We start from the raw sequence: 13,957 nt of genomic DNA, 5'->3' as shown, positions 1-13,957 counted from the left end.
GGGACGCGCCGCGTCAGCCGCAGCTGAAGCGGCGCACCCCGTCGACGGTCTCGGCGCGCAGCCGGCCGCGGACCTCGAGCAGGTCGAGGTGGGCGATCGTCTCCAGGACGGCGAGGACCTGGTTGACCGGGTCCAGCGTGTCCAGGGCCCGGCCCCGGCCGGTCCAGCGCAGCCGGGCGGCGACCTCCGCCCCCGTCGACGCGCCGGCCGAGACCGCGGCCGCGACGTCGTCCAGCCGGGTGCGGTGGTGGTCGAGGAGCTCGTCCACCCGCGCGTGCACGCTGTCGCTCACCGGACCGTGGGCCGGTAGCAGCCGCGCGTCCGGCATCGCCCGCACCGCGGCGAGGCTCTGCAGGTAGGCGCCGAGCGGCAGGGATCCGCCGGCGGCCTCGAAGCCGATGGACGGCGTGATGTGCGGCAGCACGTGGTCCCCGGCGAACAGCAGCCCCGCGGCGTCGTCGACGAAGACCATGTGTCCGGTCGTGTCCCGGCGTGGCCACCGCGCGCAGCGTCCGGTCGCCCACCCCGTGCAGCTCCTCGCCGTCCAGCCAGACGTCGGGCTGCTCCCACCACTGGGCCTGGGTGGCGGTCTCCTCGAGCAGGTCGGCCACTCGCGCGGCGAGGTCCGGGGCGCCGTTCCCGTCGAGCTGGACCTGCCAGCGACCCGTGTTGGGTCGTGTCGGGTCGGCCAGCAGGTCGAGCACGGCCCGCTCGCCGGCACCCAGGGAGATCGGTGCGCCGGTCTCCCGGCGCAGGGCCACCGCCTGCGTGTAGTGGTCGCGGTGGGCGTGGGTGACCAGCATCCGCCGGACGTCCCCGACGCCGGCCCCGAGCGCGGCCAGTGCCCGATCCAGCCGCGAGCGGGACGCCTCCAGCGCCCAGCCTCCGTCGACGAGCGTGAGCCCGTCGTCCTGCACCAGTGCGTACACGTTGACCGCGTGCAGCCCGTCCAGGGGCAGGGGGAGCGGGATGCGGTGGACCCCCTCCGCCACCTCCTCCACCAGGGGCTCGGACCAGTTGCCCCGCGTCGCGAGCGCCGTCACGCCGCCACCGCCGCCTGGCGGACCACGCCGGCGCCGGCGAGCTCGGCGATCCGGTCGGCGGTCATCCCCAGTTCGGTCAGCAGAGCCCGTGTGTGGGCCCCCGGTGGAGGTGTCGGCCTCGGCGCAGGTGCGGGGGTGCGGCTCAGCCGCGGTGCCGGTGCCGCCTGCGGCGACCCGCTGGCGGCCGGCAGTGACCCGCGGGCCACCAGGTGCGGGTGGACGGCGGCCTCCTCGTGCGTCAGCACCGGTGCGAAGCAGACGTCGCGGCCGGCGAGCCGGTCCACCCACTCGTCCCGGGTCGCGGTGCCCACCACGGCCTGCACGCGCGACGCCATCTCCGGCCACCGGCCGCGGTCGTACTGGTCGACCGGTTCGGGGTCGATCCCGAGGCAGCGCAGCATCTCGTCGTGGAAGCGTGGCTCGACGGCGCCGAAGGCGACCCAGCGGTCGTCGGCGGTCCGGTAGCAGCGGTAGAAGTGGCTGCCGCCGTCGAGGGCGTTGGTGCCGCGCGGACCCCATCCGTCGCGCAGGCGCAGGAACCGGTCGACGCTCGCGGTGAGCAGCACGCCGTCGACGATCGCGGCGTCGACGACCTGGCCGCGGCCGGAGCGGGACCGTTCGGCGAGAGCGGCCAGCACCCCGATGACGGCGAGCATCGCGCCGCCGGGGTAGTCGCCGACCGTGCCGAGCGGGGCGACCGGCCCGGTGTCCTGCGTGCCGATGCCGTCCAGGGCGCCCGACACGGCGAGGTAGCCGATGTCGTGGCCCACCTCTCCGGCGAGCGGTCCGTCCTGCCCCCACCCGGTGAGTCGCGCGTAGACCAGCCTGGCGTTGCGCTCGCCGACCGTCGTCGGCCCGACTCCGAGCCGCTCGGCGACCCCCGGCCGGAAGCCCTCGAGCAGCACGTCGCTGCGCTCCGCCAGGGCGAGGACGACCTCGGCGCCCTCGGGCCGGCGCAGGTCCACGGCGATCCGGCGGCGGCTGCGACCGAGGTCGTCGCGACCGGTGAGGACGGCGTCGAGCGCGCTGTCCGTCGGGACGTCGACCGTCTCGCACCGGTCGACCCGGACGACGTCGGCGCCCAGATCGGCCAGGAGCATGGCGGCGAAGGGGACGGGGCCCAGTGCGGGCAGTTCGAGCACGCGCGTCCCGGCCAGCGGGCCGCCCTCGGGTCCGGTCAGTGGGACCGCCTCCTCATTTGACGACTATATGCAATCGGTCTCCCGACGTGTATAACGTTACCCGTCGATGTGATGGCCGCAACACCCGTTCACCATGCGGGGACGGCGCCTCGCTCGACGTCATGCGGCCAGTCCCGAACGCCGCGCCCTGACGGCCCCGGTGCGAGCAGGAGAAGCAGATGACCGCCATCCCCGTACACCTCGAGCAGTCCTACTGGCCGGCGGAGCCCAGCTCGGGTGTCCGCGACATCACCGTGGGGGACCTCCTCCGCGAGGCGGCGGCGGCCGCCCCCGACCGGCTGGCCCTGGTCGACGCCGTCCCCGATCCCGCTGCCCGCCGCGAGTGGACCTACTCCGGGCTGCTGACCGACGTCGAGCGCGTGGCACGCGCCCTGCTCGCCCGCTTCGAGCCCGGGGACCGGATCGCGATCTGGGCGCCGAACGCGGCCGAGTGGGTGGTGTTGCAGCAGGGGATCGCCATGGCCGGGATGGTCCTGGTGGCCATCAACCCGGCCTACCGGTCACACGAGCTGCAGTACGTGCTCGCCCAGTCCGGGGCCGTGGGGATGTTCCATGTGGACGAGTACCGCGGTGCCGACCTGGGGGCGATCACCGCCGAGGTCCGTCCGCACACCCCCGCGCTGCGCGAGACCGTCTCCTTCACCGACTGGTCGACGTTCCTGGACTCCGGCGACCCGGGGCGGGAACTGCCGGCCGTGGCACCGCTGGACCCGGTGCAGATCCAGTACACGTCCGGAACGACCGGGTTCCCCAAGGGTGCGCTGCTGCACCACAAGGGCCTGGTGAACGAGGCGCACTTCGTCGCGCTCCGCGCCGGGATGGAGGACGGCGGCGTCTGCGTCAACGCCATGCCGATGTACCACATCGGGGGCGGAGCGGTGACGGAGTTCGGCACGCTGGCCGTGCACGGCACCTATGTGGTGATGCCCGGCTTCGACCCGGGCCTGACCCTCGAGCTGTTCGAGACCTACCGGGGGACGCACTCGCTCATGGTCCCGACGATGCTCATCGCGGTCCTCGAGCACCCCGACTGCGCCACCCGCGACCTGTCGAGCATCCAGACCATGATGTCCGGCGCGTCCGCGGTCCCCGAGACGCTCGTGCACCGCGTCATGGAGCGGCTGGGCTGCCGGTTCAGCATCCTGTTCGGGCAGACCGAGATGCACGGCGTGATCAGCCAGACCCGGCTCACGGACTCCCCGGCCGACCAGGCCGGCACGGTCGGGCAGCCGCTGCCCGAGCTCGAGGTGCGCATCGTCGACCCGGCGACGGGGGAGACACTGCCCATCGGCGAGCAGGGGGAGATCTGCTGCCGCGGCTACCAGACCATGCTGGCCTACTACGAGCTCCCCGAGGAGACTGCCGCGACGATCGACGCCGACGGCTGGCTGCACATGGGGGACCTCGGCACGATGGACGCCCGGGGGTTCCTCCGGGTCACCGGCCGGCTGAAGGACATGATCATCCGGGGTGGCATCAACATCTACCCGCGGGAGATCGAGGACCTGCTGTTCACCCACCCGCAGGTCGCGGAGGTCGCCGTCATCGGGGTCCCGGACGAGCGGTGGGGTGAGCAGATCGCCGCGGTGGTGCGCCCGGCCGACCCGTCCTCCCCGTTGCTCGCCGAGGACCTGCGCGCCTGGTGCCGGGAGCGGATCGCCGCACACAAGGTCCCGGTGCACTGGTTCGTCACCCAGGCCTACCCGATGACCCCGTCGGGCAAGGTGCAGAAGTTCGTCCTCCGGGACCAGGTGAACGCCGGTGTGCTGACCCCGCTGTCCGCCGTGGAGCACGCCTGATCGACCCGAGCGGTCGACCTCCGGGGCCCGGGAGCCGAGTGGCTCCCGGGCCCCCTGGGCGTCAGCCGGCGGTCAGCCCGAGTAGTGCTCGTCGCGGTCGCCGAAGGACTCCCGGGTGCCGCGGCGCGCGCGCTCCTTGAGGAAGTTGAACTCGTCGGGCTCCAGGCGCAGGTTCGTGCCGAGGGTGTGGCCGACGTAGCCGCGGGCGAACTGCTGGGAGCCCCCCAGGCTGTCCAGCGCCATCTGCCACATCGCCTTGCCCGTGACCAGGGCGTCGCGCGGGTGCGCGGCGATCCGCCCGGCCCACTCCTCGACGGTCGCGGCGAGGGCCTCCTCGGGCACGGCCCGGTTCACCAGCCCCCACTCCGCGGCCTGGACGCCGTCGAACGTGTCCCCGAGCAGCAGCAGCTCGCGGGCCCGCTTCGGCCCGTACTTGAGGATCTGGGTGTTGAGGTGCCAGGTGTTGCCGGCCAACCCCAGCCGCTGCTCGGCGTGGCTGAACCGGGCGGTCTCGGTGGCGATCGCGAGGTCGACCAGCTCCACCAGGTACAGGCCCGCGCCGGTGCACGCGCCCTGTACCTGTGCGATGACCGGCTTCAGCGCGTAGTGGAAGGCCATGTAGCCGGCGCCGAGCCGGCGGTCGCGGAGCAGCCGGCTGCGCTGACTGGGGCGGCGCGGCTTCTCGCCCTCGGGGCCGGGCTCCAGCCCGTAGGAGCGGACGGCGTCGTCGTAGTCGTGACCGGCGCAGAAGCTCGGCCCCTCGCCGCGCAGGACGACGACCCGGACGTCGTCGTCGTCCTCGGCGGCGTGTAGCAGGTCGACCAGGTCGTCGAGGTCGTCGAACCGCAGCGCGTTGTGCTTCTCCGGACGGTCGAGGACCAGGTGGGCCACGGGGCCGTGTTTCTCCAGGCGGACGTTCTCCGGCACCGGGCACCTCTCAGGGGATCGGACGAGCAGACGAGGACACTTTACAGCTATCGACAGTCAGTTACCTAGGGCGTAGATTCTCCCGTATGACCAACGAGGTGGTGTACCCGGCCGACGGCTACGACCTCTACTCCGAGGAGTTCCGCGCCGATCCGGAGACCCAGTACGCGGCCATGCGTGCCGGCTGCCCGGTCGCCCACACCGACAAGTGGGGCGGCTCCTACATGCTGGCGGGCTACGACGACGTCCGGGACACCGCGCGCGACGCCGAGCGCTTCACCTCCCGGGCCATCGAGGTGGCCGGGCCGTTGGAGTCGGCGGGCGGTCTGTACCTCCCGCCGCTGACCTCCGACCCGCCGGAGCACAAGGCGCACCGCGACGTGCTCATGCCCTACTTCATGCCCGCGCGGGTCGCCGAGATGGAGCCGATGATCCGCGCCGAGGCGCGCCGGCTGGTGGCGGCGCTGGCCGAGCGCGGCTCCGGCGACGTGATCGAGGACTACGCGCAGCCGCTCACCCTCACGGTGCTGACCTCCATCCTGGGCGTACCCCCGGGGGGACAGTTCCACGACTGGATGATCCGGATGATCCGGGTGGGCCCCACAGACCAGGCCGTCCGCGCCCAGGCGGTCCGCGAGATCATCGACTACCTCGCCGGCCTGCTCGAGCAGCGCGCGGCCGCCCCGACCGGCGGCACCGATCTGCTCAGCTACCTGACGACGGCGGAGATGGACGGCGAGCCGCTCAGCCGCAAGCACCGCATCGGGGCGGCGTTCCTCGTCCTCATCGCCGGCGCCGACACCACCTGGAGTGCCATCGGCTCGACGCTGTGGCACCTCGCGGGCAACCCGGCCGACCGCGAGCGGCTGGTCGCCGACCCGTCGCTGATCGACACCGCGGTCGAGGAGTTCCTCCGCTACTACGCGCCGGTGACCGTGGGCCGGCTGGCCACGGAGGACGTCGAGCTGCACGGCCGCTGCATCCACGCCGGTGAGCGGGTGGTGCTGCCCTTCGCCGCGGCCAACCGCGACCCCGCCGTCTTCACCGAGCCCGACGAGGTGCAGGTCGACCGGCGCCGCAACCGGCACCTGACGTTCGGTTCCGGCCCGCACCGCTGCCTGGGCTCCAACCTGGCCCGGCTGGAGGTCAAGGTCACCCTCGAGGAGTGGCTGCGCGTCATGCCCGCCTTCCGGCTGGCCGAGGGTGCCGAGGTGACCTGGAGTGGTGGACAGACCCGCGGGCCCGAGCACGTGCCCGTCGTGGTCGAGCGCGCGCAGCAGCCGGCCGGGGCCGTGGCGACGGCGGCCCGATGAGCGAGGCGCCCACGCCGCTGGCCGGCCTCCGGGTGGTCGAGCTCGCGCACTGGATGGCGGGGCCCGCCGCCTGCGGAGTGCTCGCCGACTGGGGTGCCGACGTGGTCAAGGTCGAGCCGCGCGGCGGTGAGCCCATGCGGCACATCTGGGGGGCCATGGGGGCCAACCCCGACGCACCGAACGGCGCCTTCACCTCGGCCAACCGGGGCAAGCGCTCGATCGAACTGGACGTCCGCTCCGACGCCGGCCGGGCCGCGCTCGAAGCCCTCCTGGAGAAGGCCGACGTCCTGGTCACCAACCTCCGTCCGGCCGCGCTGCGCCGGCTCGGGCTGGCGCCCGACGTCGTCGCCGAGCGCTTCCCGCGCCTCGTGTACTGCTCGCTCACCGCCTACGGCTGGGGCGGTCCCGACGAGGAGCGGGCCGGCTACGACCTCGCCTCGTTCTTCGGTCGCACCGGCATCGCGCACGAGATCACCACCCAGGGTCAGCCGCCGGCCCCGCTCATGCAGGGGCTGGGGGACACCTTCGCCGCCATGACGTCGGTGGCCGGCGTCCTCGCCGCGTTGCACGAGCGGGAGCGGACCGGCCGCGGCCGGTTCGTCGAGGCCTCGCTGCTGCGCACCGGAATGTGGGCCCTGGCCGGGGAGCTCGGGGTGCAGGCGATGGGCGGACGGCCCCGGCCGCCCTACCCGCGCGAGGTCTGCCCGACGCCGCTGTACAACTCCTACCGGACGGCGGACGACCGGTGGTTCTACCTGGTCGGCGTCCAGGCCGGACGCCACCTGCCCCGCGTCCTCGCGGCGATCGGTCGCACCGACCTGCTGGAGGACGAGCGGTTCGCCACGGCGCGGGCGATCTCGAAGAACCGGCGGGAGTTCATCCCCGTCCTCGACGCGGCCTTCGCCGGGCACCCGCTCGCGCACTGGGCCGAGGTCTTCGACGAGCACGACGTGTGGTGGGCGCCGGTGCAGACCCCCGCCGAGGTGGTGGTGGACCCGCAGGCCCGCGCGATGGGCGCCTGGATCCGCATCGAAGGCGCCGAGATCGAGGGCCGCCCGGTGGAGAGCGTCGACGCGCCCGTGCGCTTCGGGAGCACGAGCCGCGACGTGGTCCCGGGACCGCCGCGCGCGGGCCAGCACACGGCCGAGGTGCTCGCCGAGCTCGGTCTCGACGAGGCGGCCATCGCCGAGCTGACGGCCGCGGAGAGCTGACCCGGGTCAGCCGGCGATGACACCGTCCGCGGTGTTGATCTCCTGCCACCGTGCGTGCACGGCCTCCGACCACTGTGCGCGCAGGGCCGCGAGCCGGTCGGCGACGCGGCGGCCGATCCAGTCCGGGAGCAGCTCGGCGGGGAGCTGGGGGTCGCTGAACGGCGCCCGCTGCCACTCGCCGACCACGCGGATGTGCGTGAAGAGCATCGGGTCACCCGGTTCGGGGTCGAGGGCGTCCACCGCCTCGAGCACCCCCTCGTACCGGGCCGCGAGCTCGTCGAGGTCCCAGGCGCGCGCCACGATGTCGGCGTCGTCGAGGCCGATCGACCCCGACGGGCCGACGAAGGACAGGGTCTGCCCGGCGAGGTCCAGCTCGTCGATCAGCCGGGCCGCCTCCTCCTGGCGCTCCGGGTGCGGACTGACCCAGACGCCCGGTGTCGGGTTGCCGAAGCCGGCCCACGTCAGGCCGGCGTAGAGCCGCTTGCGCGCCGTCCGGTGGGTGTGCGGGATGGTCACGAGGAGGACCAGCCAGCGCCCGTCCCAGCCGGAGTCGCGGGCGCTCATGCCCGTCACCCGGGTGGCGCCCTCGGCGATCAGCTGCTTGCCCTGGTCGGTCAGCGACCAGCGCACCTCGCGGCCGTGCCGCTCGCCGCTGATCCAGCCGGCGGCCGCCCCCCGGGCGATCGCCTGGCGGGCGGTCTGCTCCTCGATGCCCAGGCCCTTGAGCACGTAGAGCAGGGCCGAGGTCCACACCGGCCGGTCCTCGGGCCACACGAGCTCGCCCAGCACGGTCAGCAGCACCGATCGGGCGCTGCCGAGGCCCAGCTCGCCGCCGGCACCGGCCGGGACATCCGTCTCGACGGCGCTCACGCCCCACCCCGTTCCTGGTCCGGCCGCGTCCGGCTCCCGCGTACCCCGCGGCACCCTAACCCGGACCCGGCGGGAGCCTCCCGAGGTCCGGGGCGGGCTCACCCGGCCGGAGTGGTCGCGCGCTCGTCGGTGGTCGCCCCGCCGCGGTCCAGCCACTCCCGGCGGACCTCCCGGCGCAGCACCTTGCCGCTGGCGTTGAGCGGCAGCGGATCGCGGCGGACCCACCAGGCGCCGGGCACCTCGAAGCGGGCCAGCCGGGTACGGGCGTGGGTGGCCAGTTCGTCGGTGCTCACGGCGGAACCCGGGCGGAGGACGACCGCGGCGCCGACGTCCTCGCCGAGGTCGGCGTGCGGCAGCGCGACGACTGCCACCTCGAGCACGTCGGGGTGGGTGAGCAGGACTTCCTCGACGTGCACGCAGGCGACGTTCTCCCCGCCCCGGATGACGATGTCCTTGGACCGGCCCGTGACGTAGAGCCAGCCCTCGTCGTCGAGCCGGCCCCGGTCGCCGGTGGGGATCCAGCCGTCCGCGTCGGCGATGCCGCCCGGTTCGCCGAGATAGCCGCCGGTGGACGTCGGCGTCCGGGCCTGGATCTCCCCGACTCCCTCGGCGTCGGGGTCGGCGATCCGCAGCTCGACCACGGGCAGGGCGCGGCCGACGCACCCCGGGCGGTCGGCGACGTCCCGGCCCGAGCCGGCGGCGAGCACGCCCCCGGCCTCGGTGAGCCCGTAGAGGCTGCCCACCCGGTTCCTCGCCCGCATGCCGGGGAAGGCCGCGGCGACGCGCTCGCGCAGCTCGGGGGAGACGGCGGAGCCGCCCATGGGCACCGAAGTGACGCTGGAGACGTCGCGGACGGCGAGGTCGGGGTGGTCCAGCACCCGGCTGACCATGGTCGGGATCGACCCCCACACCCGAACCCGCTCAGCCTCGATCAGCCGGAGCACCTCGGCCGGGTCGTACCTCCCCTCCAGGAAGACCAGAGAACCGCCGGAGAGCAGCGTGGTGCAGCTGACCTGGATCCCGGCAAGGTGGAACAGCGGGACCGACAGCATGCTCACCGTGCCGGGGTGGGCGTCCGGCAGCTCGTCGGGCAGTCGGCCGGTGAGCAGCAGCAGGTTCTGGATGTTCGCGACGACGGCGCGGTGCGACATCAGCACGCCCTTGGGTGCACCGGTCGTTCCGGAGCTGAACATGATGAGCGCCGGCGCGTCCTCGTCGGCCGGCGCGAGGACCAGCTCGGCGGGTTCGTCCACCCGGTCGACGACGGCCCGCAGCTCCGGGAAGGTCAGCGCCTGCTGCCGTACCGCCCGATCGGTGAGCACGAGCACCGGGTCGGCCAGCTCCAGGGCGCCGGCGAGCTCCTCGTCGCTCCACCAGGCGTTGCCGAGGACGGCGGTGGCCCCGAGGGTCTGCAGCGCCCAGAACCCGACCATCCACTCGATGGAGTTGAACCCGACGACGGCCACCCGGTCGCCGGGCCGCACGCCGCGCTCGCGGAGCAGCGCGGCCACCCGGGCCACCGCCTGCTCCGTCCGAGCCGAGGTCAGCCGGCGCTCGCCCTGCACCAGCAGCTCGCGGTCGGCCCAGCGTCGAGCGGTGAGCAGGAACTCCGCCATGGAGCGTGGGCGCCGGGCGTACACGCGGACCGGGTGGCCGTCGACCTCGCCGTCGACGACCTCCCGGCCCCACGGCGGGGCGGTCCGGACGGGGGACTCAGTCATCGAGGAGCACCGCCGTCTCGGGACAGTTCTCGGCGGCCAGTTCGGCGGCCTCCTCCCGGCCGGGCGGCACGGTGCCGTCGCCGACCGCGCTGGCGAAGCCGGAGTCGTCGAGCTGGAAGAGGTCCGGTGCCAGCGCGTAGCACCGGTTGTGGCCCTGGCACAGGGCCGGGTCGACGCGGACCTTCACGACGTCTCCTCGGGTTCGGTGGACGGCGGCGCGAAACGCGCGGGGCGCTTCTCCTTCAGGGCGGCGACGCCCTCGGCGTAGTCGGGGGTGCGCATGTGCTCGCCGATCAGCCGCTTGCTGGTCTCGATGGCGGCCGCCGGGTCGGCGTGCAGCAGGTCGCCCCACAGCTGGCGCTTGGTCGTGGTCACCGCGGCGGGAGAGGCCGCGGCGAGGGTGCGGGCGTACTCGGTGACGACTGCCGCGAACTCCCCTCGGGGGAGCACCCGGTTGAAGAACCCCCAGTCCCGCATCTCCGCGGCGCGGATGACCCGGCCGGTGTAGAGGACGTCGGCGGCGTGGGTGACGCCGATCAGGCGGGGGAGGATCCAGGCCAGTCCGTACTCGGCGGGCAGACCGATGCGCGGTGCCACGGTGGTGACCTTGGCGTCCTCGACGGCGAAGCGCAGGTCGCAGAACGCGGCCAGGGCGACAGCGATCCCGGCGCAGGCGCCGTTGACCGCCGCGATCAGGGGCGTGCGCAGACCGAGCTGCCAGACCATGTCGGCGTCGAACTCCCGACGGACGCCGTACCCGGGGCGCGCCGCGTCGGCGGAGAGCGCAGGGTCGTACTCCGTCGCGCCGACGTAGGAGTCCAGCGCCTTGAAGTCAGCCCCGGCGCAGAACACGTCGCCGGCACCGGTCAGCACGATGACCCGGACGGCGGGGTCGTCGTCCAGCCGCTGGCAGATCCAGCGGTACTCGTCGTGCATCCGCCCGGTCCACGAGTTGCCCCGCCCGGGCCGGTCCAGCGTGAGCGTGGCGACGCCGTGGGGGTCGACCTCGTACCGGGTGACCTTGAGGTCCACCGCACCTCCTCGCCGACCGCGCGTCACCCGCTGTGACGCCTCCGGTCGTGGTGTCCTCACTCTATACAACGAAGGAAACTGAATGCCATAGTCTGTCGAGTGATTTTGCGAACCGGTGGCCTGCAGGAGGAATCGATGAGTGGTCCGAGCACGACGATCGGCGGTCGGGCCACGGAGGCGCCCGCCACGTTCGGGGTGGTCGATCCCGCCACGGGCGCGGTCTTCGCCGACGCCCCCGACTGCACCCGCGAGCAGCTCGACACCGCGCTCGCAGCGGCGACGGCCGCCGGCCGCGCCTGGCGGGCCGACGAGGCCGCCCTGGTCTCCGCCCTCTACGCGATGGCCGAGGCGATCGACGCGCACGCCGGCGAGCTGGCCGCGCTGCTCACCGCCGAGCAGGGGAAACCCCTCTCCGCGGCGGGCATCGAGGTCAGCGAGACGTCCCGCTGGCTGCGCGCGGCGGCCGCCCTCGAGCTGGGCGAGGAGACGATCCTCGACGACGGCCGGAGGACGGCGCGGCTGCGCCGCCGGGCGATCGGCGTCGTCGCGGCCATCACGCCGTGGAACTACCCGCTGCTGCTGGCCGGCTGGAAGCTCGGCCCGGCGCTCCGGGCGGGCAACACCGTCGTGCTCAAGCCCTCGCCCTACACGCCGCTGGCCACCTTGCGACTCGGCGAGGTCGTCAACGAGGTGCTGCCCCCGGGCGTGGTGAGCGTGGTCAGCGGCGGGGACGCCCTCGGCGCGTGGATGACCGGCCACCCGGCGGTCGGCAAGATCAGCTTCACCGGGTCCGTGGCCACCGGCAAGGCCGTCATGGCCGCCGCCGCGCCGGACCTCAAGCGCGTCACCCTCGAACTGGGCGGCAACGACGCGGCGATCGTGCTCGACGACGCCGACCCGGCGGCGATCGGCAAGGGTCTCTTCTGGGGGGCCTTCATCAACAACGGGCAGATCTGCGCCGGGGTGAAGCGGGTCTTCGTGCCCGAGTCGCTGCGCGACGCCGTCGTCGACGTCCTCGCCGAGCGCGCCCGCCGGGTGCGGGTCGGCCCCGGGACGCTGCCGGGCGTGCACCTCGGGCCGATCCAGAACCGCGTGCAGTACGACCGGGTCCGCGGGCTCGTCGCCGACGCGCTGGCCGACGGCGCCTCCGCGGCGACCGGCGGAGCTCCACTGGAGGGGCCCGGCTACTTCTTCGCCCCCACCATCCTCACCGGCGTGCGCGAGGGCATGCGCGTGGTCGACGAGGAGCAGTTCGGCCCGGTGCTGCCGGTGCTGACCTACCGGACGGTGGACGAGGCGGTCGAGCGGGCCAACGCCACCCGCTTCGGTCTGTCCGGTTCGGTGTGGGGCACCGACCTCGACCGGGCGACGGACGTCGCGGCGCGGCTCGACTGCGGCACGGCCTTCGTGAACGACCACCTCGCCCTGGACCCCGCGCTGCCCTTCGGTGGCTCGAAGGACAGCGGCCTGGGTGTGGAGAACGGCCCGTGGGGGCTGGAGGAGTTCACCCAGCTCCAGGTCGTCCACCGGCCGGCCGCCTGAGCGGGACGGAGACGAGAGATGGACTTCGGCCTCGACGAGGACCAGCGGGCGATCCGGGACACCGTCCGGAGGTTCGCCCGAGCCGAGCTGGCGGACGGCTACCTGGCGCGCGCCAAGCAGAACGCCTTCCCGTGGGAGGAGCACCGGCGGATCGCCGACCTCGGCGTCTTCGGCCTGCTCGCCGGCCCCGGGCACAACCCGCTCGACCGCGAGGACTTCGTCGCCGCCGGACTGGCGGTGGAGGAGCTCGCCTACGCCGACTTCAACCTCGGCAACGCGGCGATCCCGGTGATGCTCATGAGCTCGCTCATCGCGGCCCACGGTTCGCCGCGGGTTCGCGGCGAGTGGCTGGACCCCCTGGTGCGAGGGGAGGTGTACGTCGCGTTCGGGCTCACCGAGCCGGCCACCGGGTCCGACGCGACGGCCGTCACCACCACGGCGGTCGCCGACGGCGACGGCTACGTGCTGACCGGCGAGAAGACGTCGGTCACGATGCTCGCACACGCGCAGGCGATGATCATCGCTGCACGGACGGTGCGGGACGGCGCCCCGGTCGGGGTGTCCACCTTCCTCCTGCCCCTCGACGCCGCCGGTCTGGGGAAGTCCGACATCCCCGACACCGGGTGGAAGCCGATGGGCCGCGGAGTGCTGCACCTGGACGGCGTCCGGCTCCCGGCCGACGCGCGGCTCGGGCCGGAGGGGTCGGCGTTCCGCAACGTGCTCGGCGGCTTCGACTTCACCCGGCCGCTGCTGGCCCTCACCGGCATCGGGTGCGCGCAGGCGACCCTCGACCTCACCGCCGACTACGTGCGGCAGCGCGAGGCGTTCGGGTCACCGCTGTCCCGCTTCGAGGGCGTGTCGTTCCCCCTCGCCGAGCACCTGACCACGCTCGAGGCCGCCCGGCTGCTGTGCTACTCGGCGCTCTGGAGGCGCACCGTGGGGGAGCGGCACACCGCCGAGGCCGCGATGACCAAGTGGTACGGCCCCGCGATGGCCAGCCGTGCGGTCAAGGACTGCCTCCTGCTGCACGGGAACTATGGCTACTCCGAGGAGTACTCGCTCGAGCAGCGGCTGCGTGACGTGATGGCGGTGGAGATCGCCGACGGCACCGCGCAGATCCAGAAGATCATCATCGCCCGGGAGCGGTACGGGCCGGACTTCCTGCCCTACGACCGGCGTCGCTGACCAGGTGGACCCCGGCCCGGCCCGGGTCCACCGTCCGGCTCAGGCGGCGGCGGTCGCGCCGATGCCGGCGGGGTCGTCGCTGCTGTGGCCGGGGAACAGGGGCTGGTCGGGG

The 13,957-nt window shown here is 73.9% G+C and carries 12 protein-coding genes and 1 pseudogene; 5 read left to right on the top strand and 8 right to left on the bottom strand.

The features are described 5' to 3' along the window. Positions 1–13: 13 nt before the first annotated feature. The 3 genes and pseudogenes from MY520_RS22010 to MY520_RS22000 form a co-directional block, all read right to left on the bottom strand. Entirely contained in the window at positions 14–472 is a 459-nt protein-coding gene (locus MY520_RS22010; RefSeq protein ID WP_436694706.1) for a hypothetical protein, read from the bottom strand. Between the two features lie 55 nt (positions 473–527). Continuing rightward, a pseudogene (locus MY520_RS22005) lies at positions 528–917 on the bottom strand (MBL fold metallo-hydrolase); the annotation flags it as partial. Between the two features lie 122 nt (positions 918–1,039). Beyond that, the gene (locus MY520_RS22000; RefSeq protein ID WP_436694739.1) at positions 1,040–2,200 is read right to left on the bottom strand and encodes a CaiB/BaiF CoA transferase family protein; all 1,161 of its coding nucleotides are present in this window, start codon (positions 2,198–2,200) and stop codon (positions 1,040–1,042) included. Positions 2,201–2,403: 203 nt separating this feature from the next. Here MY520_RS22000 and MY520_RS21995 point away from each other — a divergent pair, with 203 nt between their 5' ends. Further along, positions 2,404–4,044, top strand: coding sequence for an AMP-binding protein (locus tag MY520_RS21995; protein ID WP_436694705.1), 1,641 nt, complete (start codon positions 2,404–2,406; stop codon positions 4,042–4,044). 72 nt (positions 4,045–4,116) lie between these two features. On the opposite strand, the gene MY520_RS21990 is transcribed toward MY520_RS21995, so the two are convergent. Beyond that, entirely contained in the window at positions 4,117–4,971 is an 855-nt protein-coding gene (locus MY520_RS21990) for an enoyl-CoA hydratase/isomerase family protein (protein ID WP_436694704.1), read from the bottom strand. Positions 4,972–5,057: 86 nt separating this feature from the next. Here MY520_RS21990 and MY520_RS21985 point away from each other — a divergent pair, with 86 nt between their 5' ends. Together MY520_RS21985 and MY520_RS21980 are read left to right on the top strand one after the other, a co-directional pair. Then, positions 5,058–6,284: a cytochrome P450 gene (locus MY520_RS21985; protein WP_436694703.1), complete on the top strand. Its 1,227-nt coding sequence runs from the start codon at positions 5,058–5,060 to the stop codon at positions 6,282–6,284. Then, the gene (locus tag MY520_RS21980) at positions 6,281–7,495 is read left to right on the top strand and encodes a CaiB/BaiF CoA transferase family protein (RefSeq protein WP_436694702.1); all 1,215 of its coding nucleotides are present in this window, start codon (positions 6,281–6,283) and stop codon (positions 7,493–7,495) included. Before MY520_RS21985 ends, MY520_RS21980 begins: the two co-directional genes overlap by 4 nt. Positions 7,496–7,501: 6 nt before the next feature. Here MY520_RS21980 and MY520_RS21975 read toward each other — a convergent pair whose 3' ends face one another. The 4 genes from MY520_RS21975 to MY520_RS21960 form a co-directional block, all read right to left on the bottom strand. Next, positions 7,502–8,365, bottom strand: a complete 864-nt coding sequence (locus MY520_RS21975) for a PaaX family transcriptional regulator (RefSeq protein WP_436694701.1) — start codon at positions 8,363–8,365, stop codon at positions 7,502–7,504. A 98-nt stretch (positions 8,366–8,463) separates the two neighbouring features. Further along, positions 8,464–10,086: a class I adenylate-forming enzyme family protein gene (locus MY520_RS21970; RefSeq protein ID WP_436694700.1), complete on the bottom strand. Its 1,623-nt coding sequence runs from the start codon at positions 10,084–10,086 to the stop codon at positions 8,464–8,466. Then, positions 10,079–10,273 carry a ferredoxin gene (locus MY520_RS21965; protein ID WP_436694699.1) on the bottom strand — a complete coding sequence of 65 codons (195 nt, stop codon included), beginning with the start codon at positions 10,271–10,273 and terminating at the stop codon, positions 10,079–10,081. The genes MY520_RS21970 and MY520_RS21965 overlap by 8 nt, the downstream gene beginning before the upstream one ends. Beyond that, the gene (locus tag MY520_RS21960; protein ID WP_436694698.1) at positions 10,270–11,118 is read right to left on the bottom strand and encodes an enoyl-CoA hydratase-related protein; all 849 of its coding nucleotides are present in this window, start codon (positions 11,116–11,118) and stop codon (positions 10,270–10,272) included. The genes MY520_RS21965 and MY520_RS21960 overlap by 4 nt, the downstream gene beginning before the upstream one ends. A gap of 135 nt (positions 11,119–11,253) precedes the next feature. Between MY520_RS21960 and MY520_RS21955 the strand changes: the two genes are divergently transcribed. Together MY520_RS21955 and MY520_RS21950 are read left to right on the top strand one after the other, a co-directional pair. Then, positions 11,254–12,660 (top strand): aldehyde dehydrogenase family protein, encoded by a 1,407-nt coding sequence (locus MY520_RS21955; protein WP_436694697.1) that lies wholly within the window; start codon positions 11,254–11,256, stop codon positions 12,658–12,660. Between the two features lie 18 nt (positions 12,661–12,678). Further along, positions 12,679–13,845: an acyl-CoA dehydrogenase family protein gene (locus MY520_RS21950; protein WP_436694696.1), complete on the top strand. Its 1,167-nt coding sequence runs from the start codon at positions 12,679–12,681 to the stop codon at positions 13,843–13,845. Positions 13,846–13,957: the final 112 nt, after the last annotated feature.

It is taken from the genome of Geodermatophilus sp. CPCC 205506 (assembly GCF_051383635.1).
GTDB lineage: Bacteria > Actinomycetota > Actinomycetes > Mycobacteriales > Geodermatophilaceae > Geodermatophilus.
Note: the sequence above shows the minus strand (reverse complement) of the source record. Positions and strands in the feature narration are given on the sequence as shown.